Raw genomic sequence first — 20848 nt, 5'->3', positions numbered from 1 at the left:
CGGTACGAATCCGCCAACCGGTGTTTAATGCCGGTTTCGGACGGATCGCCCGACCCTTTTATTACACGCCATTACAGGCCAAACGCGTTCATGAGCCAGACTACCGCTCCGTTTCTGCCGTTCACCCGCCCCGAGATCGATGAGGAAACCATCCAGGGCGTCGTCGACGTGCTGCGCTCGGGCTGGATCACCACCGGCCCGCAGTGCCAGAAATTCGAGGCCGCGCTGTCCGAGTACTGCGGCGGCCGTCCGGTCCGCGCATTCAATTCGGGCACCTGCACGCTCGAGATCGGCCTGCGCATCGCGGGCGTCGGGCCCGGCGACGAGGTGATCACGACGCCGGCGTCGTGGGTCTCGACCAGCAACGTGATCATCGAAACGGGTGCGACGCCCGTGTTCGCCGACATCGATCCCGTCACGCGCAACATCGACCTCGACAAGCTCGAACAGGCGATCACGCCGCGCACGAAGGCGATCATCCCCGTGTTCCTGTCCGGCTTGCCGGTCGACATGGATCGCCTGTACGCGATCGCCCGCGCGCACAAGCTGCGCGTGATCGAGGACGCCGCGCAGGCGTTCGGCTCGACGTGGCGCGGCAAGCGCATCGGCGCGATCGGCGACCTCGTGTCGTTCAGCTTCCACGCGAACAAGAACCTGACGACGATCGAAGGCGGCGCGCTCGTGCTGAACGACGAGGACGAAGCCGTGCTCGCGCAGAAGTACCGGTTGCAGGGCATCACGCGCACCGGCTTCGACGGGATGGACTGCGACGTGCTCGGCGGCAAGTACAACCTGACCGACGTGGCCGCGCGTGTCGGCCTCGGCCAGTTGCCGCACATCGAGCGCTTCACCGCGCAGCGCCGCGCACTCGCCCGCGCGTATTTCGCCGCGTTCGACGGCGGCACGGCCGTGAAGCTCGGCATCGGCCTGCCGGTCGCCGAATTCGAGCACGGCAACTGGCACATGTTCCTGGTCACGCTGCCGCTCGAGCGGCTGTCGATCTCGCGCGCCGAGTTCATGGCGCAGATGAAGGAACGCGGCATCAGCACGGGCATCCACTACCCGGCGATCCATCTTTTCACGCTGTACCGTGCGCGCGGTTTCAAGGAGGGCATGTTCCCCCACGCCGAACGGTACGGCGCGTCGACCGTCACGCTGCCGCTGTTTACGCAGATGACGGAAGGCGACGTGCGTCGCGTGGTCGACGCCGTCAATCAGATTTGCGAACAATACGGAAAATAAGCGTACATGAGTCACCTTGAAGCACGCGCCGGGCACTCGGGCGCCGCGCACCTGGACGCCGGCCGGCCCGAAGTATCGGTCATCATCCCCGTGTACAACGAGGAAGACGGCCTCGCCGCGCTGTTCGCGCGGCTGTATCCGGCGCTCGACGCACTCGACGCGTCGTACGAAGTGATCCTGATCAACGACGGCAGCCGCGACCGCTCGGCCGCGATGCTCGCCGATCAGTTCCACGTCCGGCCCGACACGACGCGCGTGGTGCTGCTCAACGGCAATTACGGCCAGCACATGGCGATCCTCGCCGGCTTCGCGCAATCGCGCGGCGAGATCGTCGTCACGCTCGACGCCGACCTGCAGAACCCACCCGAGGAAATCGGCAAGCTGATCGCGAAGATGCGCGAGGGCCACGACTACGTCGGCTCGATCCGCAAGCAGCGCCAGGACAGCCTGTGGCGACGCAAGGCGTCGCAGATGATGAACCGGCTGCGCGAGCGTATCACGCGCATCAAGATGACCGACCAGGGCTGCATGCTGCGCGCGTACAGCCGCCGCATCATCGACACGATCAACGTGTGCGGCGAGGTCAACACGTTCATCCCCGCGCTCGCGTACACGTTCGCGCAGAACCCGACCGAAATCGAGGTCGCGCACGAGGAACGCTTCGCGGGCGAATCGAAGTATTCGCTGTACAGCCTGATCCGGCTGAACTTCGACCTGGTGACGGGCTTCTCGGTCGTGCCGTTGCAGTGGCTGTCGTTCATCGGCGTGATCCTGTCGCTCGGCTCCGCCGCGCTGTTCGCGCTGCTGCTCGTGCGCCGCTTCATCGTCGGCGCGGAAGTGCAAGGCGTGTTCACGCTGTTCGCGATCACGTTCTTCCTGCTCGGCGTGATCATCTTCGCGCTCGGCCTGCTCGGCGAATACGTCGGCCGCATCTACCAGCAGGTGCGCGCGCGGCCGCGCTACCTGATCCAGGCCGTGCTCGAGCAGCACGACGGCGTGCCGCCGGTGCCGGCCGCCGCGCACCGCCCGGGAGCCGCGCAATGAAGCCGCGCGCGGTCGTCTTCGCGTATCACAACGTCGGCGTGCGGTGCCTGCAGGTGCTGCTCGCGCGCGGCGTCGACGTCGCGCTGGTCGTCACGCACGAGGACAATCCGAACGAGAACATCTGGTTCGGCAGCGTCGCGTCCGTCGCGGCCGAACACGGCATTCCGGTCGTCACGCCGGCCGATCCCGCCGATCCGGCGCTGCGCCGCGCGGTGTCCGACGCGCGGCCCGATTTCATCTTCTCGTTCTACTATCGGCACATGCTGCCGGTGGACCTGCTCGCGATCGCGCCGCGCGGCGCGTACAACATGCATGGTTCGCTGCTGCCGAAATACCGGGGTCGGGTACCGACCAACTGGGCCGTGCTGAACGGCGAGACCGAAACCGGCGCGACGCTGCACGAGATGGCCGCCAAGCCCGACGCGGGCGGGATCCTCGCGCAGACCGCGGTGCCGATCCTGCCGGACGATACGGCCGCGCAGGTATTCGACAAGGTCACGGTAGCCGCCGAGCAAACGCTGTGGCGCGTGCTGCCCGCGCTGCTCGCGGGCGAGGCGCCGCACCTGCCGAACGATCTCGCGACCGGCAGCTACTACGGCGGGCGCAAGCCGGAGGACGGCCGCGTCGACTGGTCGAAACCGGCCGCGCAGGTCTACAACCTGGTGCGCGCGGTCGCCCCCCCGTATCCGGGTGCATTCACGGACGTCGGCGGCGCGCGCTTCGTGATCGCGCGCGCGCGCCTTGCGGCGCCCGGCAGCGCGGCGGCGACGGCCGCGGCAGATTTGCCGCCCGGCCTGCACGTAAGCGATAATGCGCTATTCGGCGTCTGCGGCGACAGCCGCGCCCTATCCATTCTCGAGCTGTGGCAGCAGCGCGACGGCGGCGAAACCGTCGTGACGCCCGCGGAATTCGCGCAGTTCATTCATTCTTCCCGTCATTCATGAAAGCAAAAAAAGTCCTGATCCTGGGTGTGAACGGCTTCATCGGCCATCACCTGTCGAAGCGCATTCTTGAAACCACCGATTGGGAAGTGTTCGGCATGGACATGCAGACCGACCGGCTGGGCGACCTCGTCAACCACGAGCGGATGCATTTCTTCGAAGGCGACATCACGATCAACAAGGAGTGGGTCGAGTATCACGTGAAGAAGTGCGACGTGATCCTGCCGCTCGTCGCAATCGCGACGCCCGCGACCTACGTCCAGCAGCCGCTGCGCGTGTTCGAACTCGACTTCGAGGCGAACCTGCCGATCGTGCGTTCGGCCGTCAAGTACGGCAAGCACCTCGTGTTCCCGTCGACCTCCGAGGTCTACGGCATGTGCTCGGACGAGCAGTTCGACCCGGATGCGTCGGCGCTCACCTACGGCCCGATCAACAAGCCGCGCTGGATCTATGCGTGCTCGAAGCAGCTGATGGATCGCGTGATCTGGGGCTACGGGATGGAAGGCCTGAACTTCACGCTGTTCCGTCCGTTCAACTGGATCGGCCCGGGCCTCGACTCGATCTACACGCCGAAGGAAGGCAGCTCGCGCGTGGTCACGCAGTTCCTCGGCCACATCGTGCGCGGCGAGAACATCAGCCTCGTCGACGGCGGCTCGCAGAAGCGCGCGTTCACCGATATCGGCGACGGCATCAGCGCGCTGATGAAGATCATCGAGAACAAGGGCGGCGTCGCGTCGGGCAAGATCTACAACATCGGGAATCCGAAGAACAACTTCTCGGTTCGCGAGCTCGCGCACAAGATGCTCGAACTGGCCGCGGAATTCCCCGAGTACGCCGAGTCGGCCAAGCAGGTGAAGCTCGTCGAAACGACGTCCGGCGCCTACTACGGCAACGGCTATCAGGACGTGCAGAACCGCGTGCCGAAGATCGACAACACGATGCAGGAGCTCGGCTGGGCGCCGCAGGCGACGTTCGACGACGCGCTGCGCAACATCTTCGAAGCGTACCGCGGCCACGTCGCCGACGCGCGCGCGCTCGTCGAACAGCAAGGCTGATCGGGACGCTCGCTTGGCTCGTATCGTCCTCAAGATCGACGTCGACACGCTGCGCGGCACGCGCGAAGGCGTGCCGAACCTCGCGCGCATCTTCGACCGCTTCAATGCCCGCGCGACCTTCCTCTTCAGCCTCGGCCCCGATCACACGGGCTGGGCGCTGCGGCGCGTGTTCCGCCCGGGCTTCCTGAAGAAGGTGTCGCGTACGTCGGTGGTCGAGCACTACGGCGTGAAGCAGCTGATGTACGGCGTGCTGCTGCCCGGCCCCGACATCGGCCGCCGCGCGATCGCCGACATGCGCGCGATTCACGAGGCCGGCTTCGAATGCGGGATCCACACGTGGGATCACGTCTACTGGCAGGACAACGTGCGCGTACGCGATCGCGACTGGACCGCGCGTGAAATGCAGAAGAGTCACGCGCGCTTCGTCGAGATCTTCGGCGCGCCGCCCGTCACGCACGGCGCGGCGGGCTGGCAGATGAACGACGCCGCGTTCGAGCAGATCGACGCGTGGGGGATGCGCTACGCGTCCGACGGTCGCGGCCACTCGCCGTACCTGCCCGTGGTCGGCGGTCGCACGCTGTCGCACGTGCAGATGCCGACCACGCTGCCGACGCTCGACGAAGTGCTCGGCGTCGACGGCGTCGACACGCACAACGTCGCCGCGCACCTCCTCAAGTTCACCGAAACCAATCCGCACGACCAGGTGTTCACGCTGCACGCGGAACTGGAAGGCCAGAAGCTCGCGCCCGTATTCGAGCAACTGCTCGCCGGCTGGCGTGCGCAAGGCCACACGTTTGCGACGATGGGCGACTACCATGCAACGCTGGACCGCGACTCGCTGCCATCGTACCCTGTCGCGTGGGGCGAAATCCCCGGCCGCTCCGGTGAACTGATCGTCCAGCCCGACTGAGTTCGCGCGCGAGCCGGCGTCGCCGCCGCGCCCTTGCGACGCCCCGCCGAACCGCGCCGCCGCAGCGGCGCTCTTCCATAACAACAGGAGAAACACGTGTCCGTCGAAGTTGACCGTCAAGTTCCCGATTTCACCGCACCGGCCACGGGCGGCGACATTTCGCTGTCCGACCTGAAGGGCAAGAAGCTCGTGCTGTACTTCTATCCGAAGGACAACACGCCGGGCTGCACGACCGAAGGGCTGCAGTTCCGCGATCTCTATCCGAAGTTCAAGAAGGCCGGTGCGGAAGTCATCGGCGTGTCGCGCGACAGCCTGCGCTCGCATGACAATTTCAAGGCCAAGCTCGAGCTGCCGTTCCCGCTGATCTCCGATGCCGACGAAGCGCTGTGCGCGTTGTTCGATGTCATCAAGATGAAGAAAATGTATGGCAAGGAAGTGCGCGGAATCGAGCGCTCGACGTTCCTGATCGACGCCGACGGCGTGCTTCGCCAGGCATGGCGCGGCATCAAGGTACCGGGTCACGTGGACGACGTGCTAAAGGCTGTACAAGCGCTTTGAGGCGCGTTATATTGGGCCGCAATGAATGCCAGTTCGCCCCATATTTCTCGTAGCTGCGCCGGTGCCCGTTGCAATGCTTGCCGGCACCTGACGCGCATCACGACGGCATCAGCCGAGCCGCATGTCCCTGTCGACGGGGCAGCGGCTTTTTTTATGGAACGCGCGCCGGCCCTCCCCGGTCCGGCCCTTACCGCATCGAGGAGCTGATCGACACTTAGGCGAACCGGCTAGACGAAATTCCTGTGCGCCACCGCGCGCAAACTGCATGCGTCTACGTCACGCAGGATGCGATCAGCGGCGCACTTCATGCGACACGATTCCTCCCGAGGGACACCATGCCTTTGCCTACTCCCCCCAGCAAGCTCGGCAGCCTGCTGCCGCCCGACGAATACAAGGCGAAAGCGCGGCCCGCGAAAGCCGCGAAGAAATCCGCCGAAGGGGACGCATCCACAGCCGGTGACTATGGTTCGGCCAGCGTGGCCCCACCGATGATCGAAGCCGCGAACACGGCCGCGCCGTTGCGCGCCGTCGCGTCTTCGGTGTCCGGCGCCGCGAGCGCACCCGCACGCGGCCGCAAGACCAAGCAGACGGCCGCCTTGCTGCAGCCGCTGCCGGCGCCCGTCGAGCCCGCGGCGCCGGTCGTCGCACGCAACGACAAGCCGGCCGCCGGCAAACCGGCGGCCGCGCCCGCGCGCGACGCCGGCGCCGCGACGAAGTCGCGCGGCCGCAAACCCGCCGAAGCCGAACTGCAGAAACTGTTCGTGCTCGACACCAACGTGCTGATGCACGACCCGAGCAGCCTCTTCCGCTTCGAGGAACACGACGTCTATCTGCCGATGATGACGCTCGAGGAACTCGACAACCACAAGAAGGGGATGTCCGAAGTCGCGCGCAATGCACGCCAGGTCAGCCGCACGCTCGACGCGCTCGTCGCCGACGGCGGCCCGATCTCGGCCGGCATTCCGCTGTCGCGCCTCGGCAGCCGCGACGCGCTCGGCCGCCTGTACTTCCAGACGAAGCTCGCCGACATCGCCCCCGTCGAAGGCCTGCCCGAAGGCAAGGCCGACAACCAGATCCTCGGCGTCGTGCGCGCGCTGCAGCGCGACCGCCCCGATCGCCAGGTCGTGCTGGTGTCGAAAGACATCAACATGCGGATCAAGGCGCACGCGCTCGGCCTGCCCGCGGAAGACTACTTCAACGACCAGGTGCTCGAGGATTCGGATCTCCTGTACAACGGCGTGCGCGAGCTGCCGCAGGACTTCTGGACCAAGCACGCGAAGGGCATGGAGAGCTGGCAGGACACGAAGACGGGTACCACGTACTACCGCGTGACGGGCCCGCTCGTCGCGTCGATGCTCGTCAACGAGTTCGTCTATCTGGAGCCGCAGAACGGCGAGCCGACGTTCCACGCGATCGTCCGCGAGCTGAACGGCAAGACGGCGCTGCTGCAGACTTTGCGCGACTACAGCCACCACAAGAACAACGTGTGGGGCATCACCGCGCGCAACCGCGAGCAGAACTTCGCGCTGAACCTGCTGATGAACCCCGAGATCGACTTCGTCACGCTGCTCGGCCAGGCCGGCACCGGCAAGACGCTCGTCGCGCTCGCGGCCGGCCTCGCGCAGGTGCTCGACGACAAGCGCTACAACGAGATCATCGTGACGCGCGCGACCGTGCCCGTCGGCGAGGACATCGGTTTCCTGCCCGGTACCGAGGAAGAGAAGATGCAGCCGTGGATGGGCGCATTCGACGACAACCTCGAAGTGCTGCAGAAGACCGACGATGCGGCCGGCGAATGGGGGCGCGCCGCGACGCAGGAGCTGATCCGTTCGCGCCTCAAAGTGAAGAGCATGAACTTCATGCGCGGCCGCACGTTCGTCGACAAGTACCTGATCATCGACGAGGCGCAGAACCTGACGCCGAAGCAGATGAAGACGCTCGTCACGCGCGCGGGCCCCGGCACGAAGATCGTCTGCCTCGGCAACATCGCGCAGATCGACACGCCGTACCTGACCGAAGGCAGCTCGGGCCTGACCTACGTCGTCGACCGCTTCAAGGGCTGGGGCCACAGCGGCCACGTGACCCTCGCGCGCGGCGAACGCTCGCGGCTCGCCGACTACGCGTCGGACATCCTGTAACGCGCAGGTCGGCCGATCGGCCGGCTTTCGACGCCACGCGGCGCTCCGTTTTTTGGAGCGCCGTTTTTTATTTAGGGTCGAAGATATAAGTAATGCTTCGTCACGCGACCATGCAGTTTACGCGCGAAACTTCAAGTAAATTCTCAAGAATGGTTGCTTAAGCCCCGCCGGTGCGTCTACCATCGGGTCTGTCTGTCGTCATACGATTCGCGAGCGCGCCGCGCTCGCCCGCCTTGCCATGCTTCGAATCTGGGTTCCCGTCGCCGTCGTCTCCCTGCTTGCGGCCTGTTCCAGCGTGCCGCCGCAGTCGGCATCGCGTTCCGCTTCGGGCATGAAGATCACGACGCCGCGTGCATTCCCCGCGCCCGCCAATTTCCCGAAATTCGTCGACCACAGCGTCGGTCAGGAAGAAATCTCGATCCAGGCGATGAGCCTCGTCGGCGTCCCGTATCGTTGGGGCGGCAACACGCCGGCGAGCGGCTTCGACTGCAGCGGGCTCGTCCGCTACGTGATCGGCCGCGCGGCCGACGTGAACCTGCCGCGCACGACCGCCGACATGAGCGGCCGCGGCGTGGCGATCGAACCCGACGAGATCGCGCCGGGCGACCTGATCTTCTTCAATACGACCGGGCGTCCGCATTCGCACGTCGGCATCTATGTGGGCAAGCTGCGCTTCGTGAACGCGCCCTCGAGCGGCGGCACCGTGCGGCTCGACTATCTGACCAATCCATACTGGGCGAAGCGCTTCGACGGCATTCGTCGCGTCGCGCCGCCGCGCTCGGCCCCGACGCCGTTCGATGCGCCGACCTACGAAGCCAAGCGCGACGAGCCGCGCAATGCCCCGGCGGTCGCGGCCGCTCCCGTGGTCGTGACGGCTGCCGCCGCGCCGCGGCAGCCCGCGTATGCGCCGCCGCAAACGAGAGCGACGCAGGCGCCGGCCGCCCCGACCACGCCGGTCGTGACGGCCGCCGCAGTTGCACCGGCGGCACCGGTCGCCGATCCGTACGAACCTCCGCCGCCGCGGATGCAGGCGGCGCAGCAGCAAGCCACGTCGGCGAATGACGCGATGCCCGCGATGACGGCCAATGCCGCACCGGCCACCCCGGCGGAAGTCGGCACGCAGATCCCGACGACCGCGCTGACGGCCGCCCAGGCCGCCGCCTTCGATGCCGAACCGCCGCCCGCCATCGCGTCGACGCCCCCACGCGGTATCGAGCCCGCGCCCGTGCAGGTGTGGCGAGCATCGACGCAATCCGCGCCCATCAGCCCGCGCACCGGTACGGCAGACGATCCGATCGCGCGGTTTGCGAACGGCAGTTATTGAGCGATTGCCCGACTCCGCGCGTCAACGACGTTGACGGCATCTGCCGCCCCCGCCTCGTCGCCGCTCTCTTGCGCCGCCCCCAAAAGAAAATGCGCCGCAGCCTTTCGGCTTGCGGCGCATTTCATGTCGATCCGGCCGTGTCGGCGCTCAGAAGATCTGGCGTCCGAGCCACCATCCGCCAGCCGCGAACAACGCGGCCGCCGGCAGCGTCAGCACCCACGCCCACACGATGTTGCCGGCGACGCCCCAGCGCACGGCCGACAGCTTCTGCGTCGCGCCGACACCGACGATCGCGCCGGTAATCGTGTGCGTGGTCGACACGGGAATGCCGAGGAACGACGCGATGAACAGCGTGATCGCGCCGCCGCTTTCCGCGCAAAAACCGCCGACCGGCTTGAGCTTCGTGATCTTCTGGCCCATCGTGCGCACGATGCGCCAGCCGCCGAACAGCGTGCCGAGGCCCATCGACAGGTAGCACGCGCCGATCACCCAGGCCGGCGGCGCATCGGCGCTCGCCGACGCGTAACCGCTCGCGATCAGCAGCATCCAGATGATACCGATCGTCTTCTGTGCGTCGTTGCCGCCGTGACCCAGGCTGTACAGCCCGGCCGACAGCAGTTGCAGCCGGCGGAAGCGCCGGTCGACCTTGCTGGGCGCGGTACGGAAATACAGCCACGACACGCCGAGCATGAACAGCGACCCGAGGATGAAACCGAGCAGCGGCGAAATGAAGATGAACGCGATCGTCTTCAGCAGCCCGTCGATGTTCAGCGCGCTCCAGCCGGACTTCGCGAGCGCCGCGCCGACGAGGCCGCCGATCAGCGCGTGCGACGAGCTCGACGGAATCCCGTAGTACCACGTGATCACGTTCCAGCCGATCGCGCCGACCAGCGCGCCGAACACGACGTAATGGTCGACGATCTCGGGGTCGATCGTGCCTTTACCGACGGTCTGCGCGACTTTCAGGTGGAAGATGAAGTACGCGATCACGTTGAACGCGGCCGCGAACACCACGGCCTGCTGGGGTTTCAGCACGCCGGTCGACACGACGGTGGCGATCGAGTTCGCCGCGTCGTGAAAGCCGTTCATGAAGTCGAATACGAGCGCGACGAGCACCAGCGTCGCGACCATCCATAGGGCGAGTTGTATCGAATGCATCGTGGTCCGCTCAGGCGTTTTCCAGCACGATGCCTTCGATGATGTTCGCGACGTCCTCGCACTTGTCGGTGATCTCCTCGAGCAGCTCGTAGATCGCCTTCAGCTTGATGAGCGTCTTCACGTCGTCTTCCTCGCGGAACAGCTTCGACATCGCCGCGCGCAGCACGCGATCGGCCTCCGACTCCCAGCGGTCGATTTCCTCGCACTGCTTGAGGATCTGTGCCGACTGCTTCATGTCGGACAGCAAGCCGACGGCCTGCTGCACGTGTTGGGCCGACTGCGTGACGATGTGCGCGAGCTGGCTCGCCTCGGACGTGACGGACTGCACGTCGTACAGCGACACGGCCGTCGCGACGTCTTCCATCAGGTCGAGGATGTCGTCCATCGTCGTGATCAGCTTGTGGATCTCGTCGCGATCGAGCGGCGTGATGAAGGTCTTGTGCAGCAGATCGATCGCCTCGTGTGTGAGCTTGTCGGCGGCCTTCTCGGCGATTTGCACGTTTTGCTTGTGAATCTCGGCGTCGGCGAGATTGTCGATCAGCAGTTCGAGCTCGCGGCCACCGGAAACGATGTGCTTCGCGTGCGCGTTGAAGAGTTCAAAGAACTTGCCCTCGGTGGGCATGAATCGACCGAACATGGGATTCCTGAGAGATTGTCAAACTACTGTCACGAAAACGGGCGACATTGTACCGTTTCCGGTCGCGACGCGACGTGCGCATATGCGCACGCCGGGATTGGATACAACATTTGGCGAAATAGGTGTTTACAACCGGCTTCACTCGCCGTAGAAGGTTTGCGCCCCGGCAAAGTTGTCGAACTTCGTGTATTGCCCCAGGAACGTGAGCCGAACGGGCCCGATCGGGCCGTTACGCTGCTTGCCGATGATGATTTCGGCCGTCCCCTTGTCTGGGCTGTCGGGATTGTAGACTTCATCGCGATAGATGAACAGGATCACGTCCGCATCCTGTTCGATTGCGCCCGATTCGCGCAAATCCGACATCACCGGACGCTTGTTCGGGCGCTGTTCGAGGCCGCGGTTCAGCTGCGACAGCGCGATCACCGGCACGTCGAGCTCCTTCGCGAGACTCTTCAACGAGCGCGAAATCTCCGAGATTTCCGTCGCGCGGTTCTCGCCCTGCGACGAACCCGACATCAGCTGCAGGTAGTCGACGATGATCAGGCCGAGCTTGCCGCACTGCCGCGCAAGGCGCCGCGCGCGCGAGCGCAATTCCATCGGGTTCAGGCCGCCCGTCTCGTCGATGAAGAGCTGCGCCTCGCTCATCTTCTGCACCGCGTGCGTCAGTTTCGGCCAGTCCTCGTCCGTCAGGCGGCCGGTTCGCATCCGGTGCTGGTCGAGCCGGCCGATCGAGCCGAGCATACGCATCACGAGCTGGGTGCCCGGCATTTCCATCGAGAACACCGCGACCGGCAACCCGTACTCGACCGCGACATATTCGCCGATGTTCATCGAAAATGCGGTCTTACCCATCGACGGTCTGCCGGCCACGATGATCAGTTCGCCGCCGTGCATCCCCGACGTCATCCGGTCGAGATCGACGAAGCCGGTCGGCGTGCCGGTGACGTCGCTCGGATTCGCGGTGTGGTACAGCGTGTCGATGCGCTCGACCACCTGCGTGAGCAGCGGGCCGATCTCGAGGAAGCCCTGGTTGCCGCGCGCGCCCTCTTCGGCGATCGAGAACACCTTCGATTCGGCTTCGTCGAGCAGTTGGCGGACTTCCTTGCCCTGCGGATTGAAGGCGTCGGCCGAGATTTCGTCGGCGACCGACACCAGCCGGCGCAGCACCGCGCGGTCGCGCACGATTTCCGCGTAGCGGCGGATGTTCGCCGCGCTCGGCGTGTTCTGCGCAAGGGCGTTCAGATACGCGAGCCCGCCGACGTCGTCGGCCTTGCCGGACGTGGTCAGCGCTTCGTACACGGTCACGACGTCGGCCGGGCGCGTCGCCGCGATCAGCCGGCCGATGTGCTCGTAGATGATCCGATGGTCGTAGCGGTAGAAATCGCCCTGCGACAGGAAGTCGGCAATCCGGTCCCATGCCGCGTTGTCGAGCAACAGGCCGCCGAGCACCGACTGTTCGGCTTCGACCGAATGCGGCGGGACTTTCAGCGATTCGATTTGGGGATCTTGCGGCGCGTTCATGGGTTGGGATTATCGCGAATAGATGACGGCAGCGCTACCACCGCTTGCCGGCGAGCAGGCAATAAAAAAGGCAGGCCCCGGTTGCCCGGGCGCCTGCCCTTGTCCGGACGGCGGAAGCCGCCCGGCAAGCTTGCATACGCTTACGCGTGGTCGCCGATCACGTTGATCGTGACGTCGACGACGACGTCCGTGTGCAGCGCAACCTGGACGTTGTGCTCGCCGATCATCTTCAGCGGGCCTTCCGGCATGCGCACTTGCAGCTTTTCGACTTCGTAGCCTGCCTTCTTCAGCAGTTCCGCGACGTCGCCGTTCGTGACCGAGCCGAACAGACGGCCGTCGACGCCCGACTTCTGCGTGATTTCGAACGTCTGGCCGTTCAGCTTCTCGCCGACTGCCTGCGATGCCGCCAGCTTTTCAGCGGCGATCTTTTCGAGTTCAGCGCGGCGCACTTCGAATTCGGCGATCGCTTCCTTCGTTGCACGGCGAGCCTTGCGGTTCGGGATCAGGAAGTTGCGAGCGTAACCGTCCTTGACCTTGACGATATCGCCGAGGTTACCCAGATTGGCGACTTTTTCCAACAGAATGATTTGCATTCGAATTCTCCTTATTGCGTCGCCTGATTACGCCTTGTGCTGATCGGTGTACGGCAGCAGCGCGAGGAAACGCGCACGCTTGATGGCCGTATCCAGCTGACGCTGATAGTGCGCCTTCGTACCCGTCAGACGAGCCGGCGTGATCTTGCCGTTTTCGCCGATGAAGTCCTTCAGCGTTTCCGTGTCCTTGTAGTCGATCTGCTCGACGCCGGCAGCCGTGAAACGGCAGAACTTCTTGCGCTTGAAGAGCGGGTTTTGTTGCTGACGACGCTTGTCGAATTTCTTACCAGTCGGGCGGGGCATGATTTCAGTCCTTTCCAATGTCCTGCAATGCTGTGATGTGAAACACCAAGGTTCTCGCGTTGCGGCTTTTCTTGGCCAGGAAGCCCGTGAACAGCGTTTCGACGCCCATTTCACGACTTTCCAGCTTGCCGCTCGCCTCACCGGCCGCCACCGCCTCGATCGTCATTTCGACCTGGCGGGGAATGCCTGCTTCGACGACTTCCGTGCGGTGATGCAATGTGGCGCTTGCGATCGGAACACCTGCCGGCGTGTATCGCACCGGTGCGCGTTCGACGACGCTCGCCGTCAATTGCAACCTGTTCACGTGAGTGGCGCGCTCCTTGATGGCTTAATGCGTGACGAACTTAAGCCTGCGCTTCGGCCGGCTGAGCTGCAGCCGCCTTCTTGGCTTCTTCGCGCTGAACTTCCTTCATCATCGGCGACGGGCCGGTTTCGGCCTTCTTCATCTTGACGATGAGGTGGCGCAGCACGGCGTCGTTGAACTTGAACGCGTGTTCGAGTTCGTCGAGCGTCGTCTGGTCGCACTCGATGTTCATGCAGACGTAGTGAGCCTTCGCGAGTTTCTCGATCATGTAGGCCAGTTGGCGACGGCCCCAGTCTTCGACGCGGTGGATCTGGCCGCCGTGCGACGTGATCGTGGTCTTGTAACGCTCGATCATCGCGGGCACTTGCTCGCTTTGATCGGGGTGCACGATGAATACGATTTCGTAATGACGCATTACACACTCCTTGTGGATTAAAGCCACCCGGGCGTCTGAACCGGTGTGGCAAGTGAGAAGCCGAAGATTCTAACCCGGTTACGGGGCGCATGCAAGGCCAATCGACGATTGGCAAACGGATTCGGCCGTGTTTTCAAAGACTTGAACAGGTATGCCGGCGCAAATGCCATCGGTTCGCGCGTTATCGCGCCGGGGTCGGAACAGCCATGCGCCGGCCCCGCCGCCGGCGCGGTCATTCGCCGTGCGTGCCGGCAAGTCGCGCGTCGAGCGCCGTCCGGAACGCCGCGAGCGCCGACGGCTCGGCGTCGGTCACGGCCCACCACGTCATCCCGGCCGCGCTCCAGCGGTCGAGCGCATAGCCCTGCGACACCGTCGCATACGGGGCAGCCGGCCGCTCCCCGGCCGGCTGCACGTAGACGTCGACCACGTGCTGCCGGTGGCGATAGACGAGCACCGCGACGCGGCGACGCCCGACGTAGTCGAGCCGGCCGCCGACCAGCGCGAAGCCGCTCGCCGCAAGATCCTCGACCGGCGGCGCATAGTCGAGCCGGCCGTTGAACCACGGCTTGACCGTGTGCCGGTCGGTCGAGATCACGTCGATGTCGCGCGCCGACAGGTCGGCCCGCACGTGGCTCGCGACGAGCTCGTCGACCGTTCGGTCGGTATCGGCATGGCGGGCGGACCATGCCATTGCGCCCGCCGCCGCGAGCGCCACCAGCAACGCGACGCCCCAGCCGAGGCCCGGCAACGCGGCCACGCGGGGCCCGGCACCGGTCGATACCGGTCGTGCCGCGCCACCGCGCCCGGGCAGCCACGAGAACCGGTCGCGCCCGCGCGGCCGCCGCGGCGGCGACCGGGGCTCAGGCCGCGGCTCGGCCCGCGACGGCTCGTGGGCATGCGCGTCGGCCGCCGCCGGCAGGCTCGCGAGGATGCTCGCCCGCAGCGCGTCCGGCGCGCGGTGATAATCGGCCTGCCGTACGGCCTGCACCAGCGCGACGATCCGCGCACGTTCGCGGCGGCACGCATCGCACCCGTCGACATGCTGCTGGACCCGCAACGCATCGGGCGCCGACAGCTCGCGGTCGACGTCCGCGTCCAGCAACGCTCGCGCTTCGTTACAGTCCATCGATAGCCTCCGATGCGGTTCCGCCTGCCGGCGCACGGCCCGGCCGGCCTTCGGTCGCCGGCGCAGACGCGCCGCCCAGCAACGCGGCGAGCTTGCGCCGGCCGCGCGCGAGCCGCGACATCACCGTGCCGACCGGCACGTCCGCGATCGCCGCGATCTCGCGGTAGCTCAGGTCCTCCATCTCGCGCAGCACGAGCACCTCGCGGTATTCGGGCGGCAGCTGCGCGAGCGCCGCATTCACGAGCCGCACGTTCTCGCCGCGCAGCAGGTGCGCCAGCGGATCCTCCGTGGCCGGCTGCCAGTCGTCGGGCACGTCGGCGTCGTCGAGCGTGTCGGGCAGCGCGACCTCGTGCGCATGCGTGCGCCGCCGCCACTCCGTGTACCAGGTGTGGCGCACGATCGTCAGCAGCCACGGCCGCGCGTTGTCGCCGCGACACGAATCGACGAAGCGCAGCGCGCGCATGCACGCGTCCTGGACGACGTCGTCCGCATCGCCGGCGCTGCCGCTCAGCCAGCGCGCGAGGTTGTACGCGGCGTCGAGATGCGGGAGCACGAGCGCGCGAAACCGCTCGCCGCGCGCGATCGCATCGTCCGCCGCTCGTTCATCGACCGCCTGTCCGGCTTGCCCCACATGGCCTCCCTGGTCCCGGCGGCCGACGCCGCGCCCGTTCCGCGCACGGCGCCCGGACAGACCGGCAACGTGCGCGCTCGATGACCTTACCGCCGCTGCGTCGAGTTTATTCCCGCACCGTGCACACGAAGCGTAAAAAATCGCCGGACGGCCGCACGGGCTGCCCCGTCACGGCGTGGTGCTCCAGTAGCCGGGGCGCGCGTACGCGGCGCGCAGGTAGTCGATGAAATAGCGCACGCGCGCCGGCACGTAGCGTTGCTGCGGGTAGACCGCGAGGATGTCGTAGTCGGGCAGCGCATATTCGTCGAGCACGGTCTCGAGTTCGCCCGTTTCGAGCTGCGCGGCGATTTCCCACGTCGAGCGCCAGCCGAGCCCGAGCCCTTCGGCCACCCAGCGGTGCAGCAGCTCGCCGTCGTTGCAGTCGAGATTGCCGGTCACGCGCATCGTCGCGATCTTGCCGTGGCGCTGGAAATACCAGCCGCGGTTCTGGCCGCCCTGCAGGTTGAACGCGAGACAGTTGTGCTTCAGCAGGTCGTCGAGCGACTTCGGCCGGCCGTGCTTGCGGAAATACCCGGGCGTGCCGCACACCACGCGCCGGTTCGACGCGAGCTTCACCGCGACGAAGTTCGGATCGACCGCGCCGCCGATCCGGATCGACAGGTCATAGCCCTCGCGCACGAGATCGACGACGCGGTCGGTCAGGTTGAACGACAGCTGCATCTCCGGCTTGTCGGCCAGAAAGCCGGGCGCGTGCGGTGCGACGTGCTTGCGGCCGAACGCGGCCGGCGCCGACACGATCAGGTGGCCGCTCACCGCGCGCCGCCCGGCGGCCAGTTCGTTCTCGGCCTGATCCCATTCGCTGAGCAGCCCGCGGCAGCGCTCGAGGAACGCGGCCCCCTCCTCGCTGACGACTAGCCGCCGCGTCGAGCGGTACATCAGCTTCACGCCGAGGCGCTTCTCCAGCGCGTCGATGCGCCGCCCGAGCACCACCGGCGACACGCCCTCCTCGAGCGCCGCCGCCGCGAGGCTGCCGGCATCGGCCACCCGCACGAACGTCTCGATCTGCTTGAAGCGGTCCATCTTCCGTCTCCGTTCCGACTCCGGCGGGAAGCCCCGTCCGGCGGTCATTCCATACTTTTAGTTTCGAAATAAGCGACTTCGGCTGATCTTATCAAACCTTTCCTGCATCCCTAAAGTGTTCCCAACAGACCGATTCGCAAGATCCGCCACATTCAAGGAGACATTCATGGCCAAGATGAGAGCCGTCGACGCAGCCGTACTCGTACTCGAGAAGGAAGGCATCCAGACCGCGTTCGGCGTGCCGGGCGCCGCGATCAACCCGTTCTACTCGGCCATGCGCAAGTCGGGCGGCATCAGCCACGTGCTCGCCCGTCACGTCGAAGGCGCGTCGCACATGGCCGAAGGTTTCACGCGAGCCGCGCCGGGCAACATCGGCGTGTGCATCGGCACGTCGGGCCCCGCCGGCACCGACATGATCACCGGCCTCTACTCCGCGTCGGCCGACTCGATTCCGATCCTCGCGATCACGGGCCAGGCGCCGCGCGCGCGCCTCTACAAGGAAGATTTCCAGGCCGTCGACATCGAATCGATCGCCAAGCCGGTCACCAAGTGGGCCGTGACCGTGCGCGAACCGGCGCTCGTGCCGCGCGTGTTCCAGCAGGCGTTCCACCTGATGCGCTCGGGCCGTCCGGGCCCGGTGCTGGTCGACCTGCCGATCGACGTGCAGCTCGCCGAAATCGAATTCGACATCGACACGTACGAACCGCTGCCGGTCTACAAGCCCGCGGCCACCCGCGCGCAGATCGAGAAGGCGCTCGCAATGCTGAACGACGCGGACAAGCCGCTGATCGTGTCGGGCGGCGGCGTGCTCAACGCGGCGGCCGAAGACCTGCTCGTGCAGTTCGCCGAAACGGTCGGCGTGCCGGTGATCCCGACGCTGATGTCGTGGGGCGCGATTGCCGACGACCACCCGCTGATGGCCGGCATGGTCGGCCTGCAGACGTCGCACCGCTACGGCAACGCGACGATGCTCGCGTCCGACTTCGTGCTCGGCATCGGCAACCGCTGGGCGAACCGTCACACGGGCAGCATCGAGGTCTACACGAAGGGCCGCAAGTTCGTGCACGTCGACATCGAACCGACGCAAATCGGCCGCGTGTTCGGCCCCGACCTCGGCATCGTGTCGGACGCGAAGGCGGCGCTCGAGCTGTTCGTCGCGGTGGCACGGGAATGGAAGACCGCCGGCAAGCTGAAGGATCGCAGCGCGTGGGTCGCGGAATGCCAGGAACGCAAGCGCACGCTGCAGCGCAAGACGCACTTCGACAACGTGCCGGTCAAGCCGCAGCGCGTGTACGAAGAGATGAACAAGGTGTTCGGCCGCGATACCTGCTACGTCAGCACGATCGGCCTGTCGCAGATCGCCGCCGCGCAGTTCCTGCACGTGTTCAAGGCGCGCAACTGGATCAACTGCGGCCAGGCCGGCCCGCTCGGCTGGACGATCCCCGCCGCGCTCGGCGTGCGTGCGGCCGACCCGAGCCGCCCGATCGTCGCGCTGTCCGGCGACTACGACTTCCAGTTCATGATCGAGGAGCTGGCGGCCGGCGCGCAATTCAAGCTGCCGTACGTGCACGTCGTCGTGAACAACTCGTACCTCGGGCTGATCCGCCAGGCGCAGCGCGCGTTCGACATGGACTACTGCGTGCAGCTCGCGTTCGACAACGTGAACGCGCCGGAACTGAACGGGTATGGCGTCGACCACGTGGCCGTCGCGGAAGGCCTCGGCTGCAAGGCGCTGCGCGTGTTCAAGCCGGAAGAAATCGAGCCGGCGCTGCGCCAGGCGCAAACGCTCGCGGAAGAGTTCAGCGTGCCGGTGGTCGTCGAAGTGATCCTCGAGCGCGTGACGAACATCTCGATGGGCACCGAAATCGACGCGATCAACGAATTCGAGGAGCTCGCCGAAAAGGCCGAGCACGCACCGACCGCGATCTCGATGCTCGACTGAACCCGCACGATATTTTGGACTGACCGACCGAAGAGGCTTAGCTCATGCCGAAGTTTGCTGCAAACCTGACCATGCTGTTCAACGAAGTGCCGTTCCTCGACCGCTTCAAGGCGGCCGCGGACGCGGGCTTCGACGCCGTCGAGTTCCTGTTCCCGTATCCGTACGCGAAAGAGGAACTCGCCGAGCGGCTCGATACGCACCGCCTGCGCCTCGTGCTGCACAACCTGCCCGCCGGCAACTGGGATCAGGGCGAGCGCGGCATTGCGTGCCTGCCCGATCGCGTGAGCGAATTCCAGGAAGGCGTCGGCCGTGCGATCGAGTACGCGAAGGCGCTGAAGGTGCCGCAGCTGAACTGCCTCGTCGGCATCCCGTCGGCGAGCACCGCGCGCGACAAGACGTTCGTGACGATCGTCGACAACCTGCGCTTCGCCGCCGACGCGCTGAAGCGCGAAGGCATCCGCCTGCTCGTCGAACCGTGCAACAGCTTCGACATCCCGGGCTTCGCGCTGAACCGCTCGTCCGAAGGGCTCGACGTGATCCGCGCGGTCGGCTCGGACAACCTGTTCCTGCAGTACGACATCTATCACATGCAACGCATGGAAGGCGAACTGGCCGCGACGATCGAACGCAACCTCGCGTCGATCGGCCACGTCCAGCTCGCGGACAACCCGGGCCGCAACGAGCCGGGCACCGGCGAGATCAACTACGCGTTCCTGTTCGCGCTGCTCGACCGGCTCGGCTATGCCGGCTACGTCGGCTGCGAATACAAGCCCCGTACCACCACGACGGAAGGCCTCGGCTGGCTGCAAAGCGTGGCCGGCTGTGCACCGGCCTCGGCGCGTCGCGCCGCCTGAGTCGCGCCCTTCCCGTTTTCAGCCCTATAGGAGACTTTCACATGGCAACCATCGGTTTCATCGGCCTCGGCATCATGGGCGCGCACATGGCGCGCAACCTGCTCAAGGGCGATCATCAGCTCGTCGTGAACGGTGCGTTCCCGATTCCCGACGACCTGCGCGGCAGCGCGAAGGTCGTCGCGAACTCGACCGAAGTCGCGCAGCACGCCGACATCATCATCTCGATGGTGCCGGACACGCCCGACGTGCGCAACGTGCTGTTCGCCGACGACGGCGTCGCGAAGGGCCTGACGGCCGGCAAGCTCGTGATCGACATGAGCTCGATTTCGCCGCTCGACACGCAGGCATTCGCGAAGCAGATCAACGTGCTCGGCTGCGACTACCTCGACGCGCCGGTGTCCGGCGGCGAGGTCGGCGCACGCGAAGCGACGCTGACGATCATGGTCGGCGGCCCGGAGAAGGCATTCGAGCGCGCGAAGCCGCTGTTCGAGAAGATGGGCAAGAACATCACGCTCGTCGGCGACAACGGTGCCGGCCAGACCTGCAAGGTCGCGAATCAGATCATCGTCGCACTGAACATCGAGGCGGTCGGCGAAGCGCTGCTGTTCGCCGCACGTTCGGGCGCCGACCCGGAGCGCGTGCGTCAGGCGCTGATGGGCGGCTTCGCCGCGTCGCGCATCCTCGAAGTGCACGGTGCGCGGATGACCAAGCGCACGTTCGATCCGGGCTTCCGCATCGAGCTGCACCAGAAGGACCTGAACCTCGCGCTCGACGGCGCACGCAAGCTCGGCCTCGCGCTGCCGCACACCGCGAGCGCGCAGCAGCTGTTCAGCGTGTGCGCATCGCACGGCGGCAAGGCATGGGATCACTCGGCCCTCGTGCGCGCGCTCGAGATCATGTCGAACTTCGAGATCGGCCAGACGCCGGCCGCGTAACGCGGCTGCCGCAATGCGCGCTTTCGCTGCGATGGCGCAGGCGCGCGACGCATACACGCGACTCGGCCGCGGCCGGTCGCCTCGATGCGCGACGCACGCGCGCATCACGTTGGGGCGCCCCGCCCTGCATCGCCAAC

General features: G+C 66.2%; 21 protein-coding genes and 1 pseudogene. 11 read left to right on the top strand and 11 right to left on the bottom strand.

Annotation, left to right across the window (positions count from 1 at the left end; translation table 11 throughout):
• Positions 1–90 precede the first annotated feature (90 nt).
• From WS89_RS09945 to WS89_RS09920, 6 genes are all read left to right on the top strand, one after another.
• Entirely contained in the window at positions 91–1242 is a 1152-nt protein-coding gene (locus WS89_RS09945; protein WP_059790717.1) for a DegT/DnrJ/EryC1/StrS family aminotransferase, read from the top strand.
• Positions 1243–1248: 6 nt separating this feature from the next.
• Positions 1249–2286, top strand: a complete 1038-nt coding sequence (locus WS89_RS09940) for a glycosyltransferase (RefSeq protein WP_059504993.1) — start codon at positions 1249–1251, stop codon at positions 2284–2286.
• Entirely contained in the window at positions 2283–3230 is a 948-nt protein-coding gene (locus WS89_RS09935) for a formyltransferase (protein WP_059790715.1), read from the top strand. The genes WS89_RS09940 and WS89_RS09935 overlap by 4 nt, the downstream gene beginning before the upstream one ends.
• Complete coding sequence (locus WS89_RS09930; protein WP_059504997.1) at positions 3227–4282, top strand: bifunctional UDP-4-keto-pentose/UDP-xylose synthase; 1056 nt, start codon at positions 3227–3229, stop codon at positions 4280–4282. Before WS89_RS09935 ends, WS89_RS09930 begins: the two co-directional genes overlap by 4 nt.
• A gap of 13 nt (positions 4283–4295) precedes the next feature.
• Positions 4296–5192 carry a polysaccharide deacetylase family protein gene (locus tag WS89_RS09925; RefSeq protein ID WP_059504999.1) on the top strand — a complete coding sequence of 299 codons (897 nt, stop codon included), beginning with the start codon at positions 4296–4298 and terminating at the stop codon, positions 5190–5192.
• A 96-nt stretch (positions 5193–5288) separates the two neighbouring features.
• Positions 5289–5750 carry a peroxiredoxin gene (locus WS89_RS09920; RefSeq protein ID WP_034207483.1) on the top strand — a complete coding sequence of 154 codons (462 nt, stop codon included), beginning with the start codon at positions 5289–5291 and terminating at the stop codon, positions 5748–5750.
• Between the two features lie 198 nt (positions 5751–5948).
• On the opposite strand, the pseudogene WS89_RS34835 reads toward WS89_RS09920, so the two are convergent.
• A pseudogene (locus tag WS89_RS34835) lies at positions 5949–6190 on the bottom strand (hypothetical protein); the annotation flags it as partial.
• Here WS89_RS34835 and WS89_RS09915 point away from each other — a divergent pair.
• Both WS89_RS09915 and WS89_RS09910 read left to right on the top strand, forming a co-directional pair.
• A complete protein-coding gene (locus WS89_RS09915; RefSeq protein ID WP_059790713.1) occupies positions 6086–7888 on the top strand; it encodes a PhoH family protein in 1803 nt (600 codons plus the stop codon). The pseudogene WS89_RS34835 and the gene WS89_RS09915 overlap by 105 nt on opposite strands.
• Positions 7889–8126: 238 nt before the next feature.
• On the top strand, positions 8127–9212 hold the full coding sequence (locus tag WS89_RS09910) for a C40 family peptidase (RefSeq protein ID WP_059790711.1): 1086 nt from the start codon (positions 8127–8129) through the stop codon (positions 9210–9212).
• Positions 9213–9359: 147 nt separating this feature from the next.
• Here WS89_RS09910 and WS89_RS09905 read toward each other — a convergent pair whose 3' ends face one another.
• The 10 genes from WS89_RS09905 to WS89_RS09860 form a co-directional block, all read right to left on the bottom strand.
• Positions 9360–10370: an inorganic phosphate transporter gene (locus tag WS89_RS09905; RefSeq protein ID WP_059505011.1), complete on the bottom strand. Its 1011-nt coding sequence runs from the start codon at positions 10368–10370 to the stop codon at positions 9360–9362.
• 10 nt (positions 10371–10380) lie between these two features.
• On the bottom strand, positions 10381–11007 hold the full coding sequence (locus WS89_RS09900; RefSeq protein WP_006478627.1) for a DUF47 domain-containing protein: 627 nt from the start codon (positions 11005–11007) through the stop codon (positions 10381–10383).
• A gap of 138 nt (positions 11008–11145) precedes the next feature.
• Positions 11146–12528: a replicative DNA helicase gene (locus WS89_RS09895; protein WP_034207487.1), complete on the bottom strand. Its 1383-nt coding sequence runs from the start codon at positions 12526–12528 to the stop codon at positions 11146–11148.
• A 140-nt stretch (positions 12529–12668) separates the two neighbouring features.
• Positions 12669–13121, bottom strand: coding sequence for a 50S ribosomal protein L9 (gene rplI, locus WS89_RS09890; RefSeq protein ID WP_027784634.1), 453 nt, complete (start codon positions 13119–13121; stop codon positions 12669–12671).
• Between the two features lie 27 nt (positions 13122–13148).
• Positions 13149–13424: a 30S ribosomal protein S18 gene (rpsR, locus tag WS89_RS09885; protein ID WP_006486248.1), complete on the bottom strand. Its 276-nt coding sequence runs from the start codon at positions 13422–13424 to the stop codon at positions 13149–13151.
• A 4-nt stretch (positions 13425–13428) separates the two neighbouring features.
• Complete coding sequence (gene priB / locus WS89_RS09880; RefSeq protein WP_006486250.1) at positions 13429–13728, bottom strand: primosomal replication protein N; 300 nt, start codon at positions 13726–13728, stop codon at positions 13429–13431.
• 40 nt (positions 13729–13768) lie between these two features.
• Entirely contained in the window at positions 13769–14143 is a 375-nt protein-coding gene (gene rpsF, locus WS89_RS09875) for a 30S ribosomal protein S6 (protein WP_027784636.1), read from the bottom strand.
• 232 nt (positions 14144–14375) lie between these two features.
• Positions 14376–15269, bottom strand: a complete 894-nt coding sequence (locus WS89_RS09870) for an anti-sigma factor family protein (RefSeq protein ID WP_059790709.1) — start codon at positions 15267–15269, stop codon at positions 14376–14378.
• A complete protein-coding gene (locus tag WS89_RS09865) occupies positions 15259–15900 on the bottom strand; it encodes an RNA polymerase sigma factor (protein WP_059505014.1) in 642 nt (213 codons plus the stop codon). The genes WS89_RS09870 and WS89_RS09865 overlap by 11 nt, the downstream gene beginning before the upstream one ends.
• A 168-nt stretch (positions 15901–16068) precedes the next feature.
• Positions 16069–16980: a LysR family transcriptional regulator gene (locus WS89_RS09860; RefSeq protein ID WP_059790707.1), complete on the bottom strand. Its 912-nt coding sequence runs from the start codon at positions 16978–16980 to the stop codon at positions 16069–16071.
• A gap of 166 nt (positions 16981–17146) precedes the next feature.
• Here WS89_RS09860 and gcl point away from each other — a divergent pair, with 166 nt between their 5' ends.
• Genes gcl through WS89_RS09845 form a run of 3 tightly spaced genes read left to right on the top strand, consistent with a single transcriptional unit; the run spans position 17147 to position 20711 of the window.
• Complete coding sequence (gene gcl / locus WS89_RS09855; protein WP_059790705.1) at positions 17147–18922, top strand: glyoxylate carboligase; 1776 nt, start codon at positions 17147–17149, stop codon at positions 18920–18922.
• 44 nt (positions 18923–18966) lie between these two features.
• The gene (gene hyi, locus WS89_RS09850; RefSeq protein ID WP_059790703.1) at positions 18967–19776 is read left to right on the top strand and encodes a hydroxypyruvate isomerase; all 810 of its coding nucleotides are present in this window, start codon (positions 18967–18969) and stop codon (positions 19774–19776) included.
• A gap of 41 nt (positions 19777–19817) precedes the next feature.
• Positions 19818–20711 (top strand): 2-hydroxy-3-oxopropionate reductase, encoded by an 894-nt coding sequence (locus WS89_RS09845; RefSeq protein ID WP_059790701.1) that lies wholly within the window; start codon positions 19818–19820, stop codon positions 20709–20711.
• The last annotated feature ends 137 nt before the right edge of the window (positions 20712–20848 follow it).

Origin of the sequence: Burkholderia sp. MSMB1072, assembly GCF_001524725.1 — a bacterium.
In the GTDB taxonomy this organism is placed as follows: Bacteria; Pseudomonadota; Gammaproteobacteria; order Burkholderiales; family Burkholderiaceae; genus Burkholderia.
The sequence above is the reverse complement of the archived record's forward strand: the minus strand, read 5'-3'. Positions and strand labels throughout refer to the sequence as shown.

Bases quoted from the DNA above. Each gene is read 5' to 3' on its own strand.
- WS89_RS09945 (WP_059790717.1), top strand. From the start codon at position 91: ATGAGCCAGACTACCGCTCCGTTTCTGCCGTTCACCCGCCCCGAGATC.
- WS89_RS09940 (WP_059504993.1), top strand. From the start codon at position 1,249: ATGAGTCACCTTGAAGCACGCGCCGGGCACTCGGGCGCCGCGCACCTG.
- WS89_RS09935 (WP_059790715.1), top strand. From the start codon at position 2,283: ATGAAGCCGCGCGCGGTCGTCTTCGCGTATCACAACGTCGGCGTGCGG.
- WS89_RS09930 (WP_059504997.1), top strand. From the start codon at position 3,227: ATGAAAGCAAAAAAAGTCCTGATCCTGGGTGTGAACGGCTTCATCGGC.
- WS89_RS09915 (WP_059790713.1), top strand. From the start codon at position 6,086: ATGCCTTTGCCTACTCCCCCCAGCAAGCTCGGCAGCCTGCTGCCGCCC.
- WS89_RS09910 (WP_059790711.1), top strand. From the start codon at position 8,127: ATGCTTCGAATCTGGGTTCCCGTCGCCGTCGTCTCCCTGCTTGCGGCC.
- WS89_RS09905 (WP_059505011.1), bottom strand. From the start codon at position 10,370: ATGCATTCGATACAACTCGCCCTATGGATGGTCGCGACGCTGGTGCTC.
- WS89_RS09900 (WP_006478627.1), bottom strand. From the start codon at position 11,007: ATGTTCGGTCGATTCATGCCCACCGAGGGCAAGTTCTTTGAACTCTTC.
- WS89_RS09895 (WP_034207487.1), bottom strand. From the start codon at position 12,528: ATGAACGCGCCGCAAGATCCCCAAATCGAATCGCTGAAAGTCCCGCCG.
- rplI (WP_027784634.1), bottom strand. From the start codon at position 13,121: ATGCAAATCATTCTGTTGGAAAAAGTCGCCAATCTGGGTAACCTCGGC.
- rpsR (WP_006486248.1), bottom strand. From the start codon at position 13,424: ATGCCCCGCCCGACTGGTAAGAAATTCGACAAGCGTCGTCAGCAACAA.
- rpsF (WP_027784636.1), bottom strand. From the start codon at position 14,143: ATGCGTCATTACGAAATCGTATTCATCGTGCACCCCGATCAAAGCGAG.
- WS89_RS09870 (WP_059790709.1), bottom strand. From the start codon at position 15,269: ATGGACTGTAACGAAGCGCGAGCGTTGCTGGACGCGGACGTCGACCGC.
- WS89_RS09860 (WP_059790707.1), bottom strand. From the start codon at position 16,980: ATGGACCGCTTCAAGCAGATCGAGACGTTCGTGCGGGTGGCCGATGCC.
- gcl (WP_059790705.1), top strand. From the start codon at position 17,147: ATGGCCAAGATGAGAGCCGTCGACGCAGCCGTACTCGTACTCGAGAAG.
- hyi (WP_059790703.1), top strand. From the start codon at position 18,967: ATGCCGAAGTTTGCTGCAAACCTGACCATGCTGTTCAACGAAGTGCCG.
- WS89_RS09845 (WP_059790701.1), top strand. From the start codon at position 19,818: ATGGCAACCATCGGTTTCATCGGCCTCGGCATCATGGGCGCGCACATG.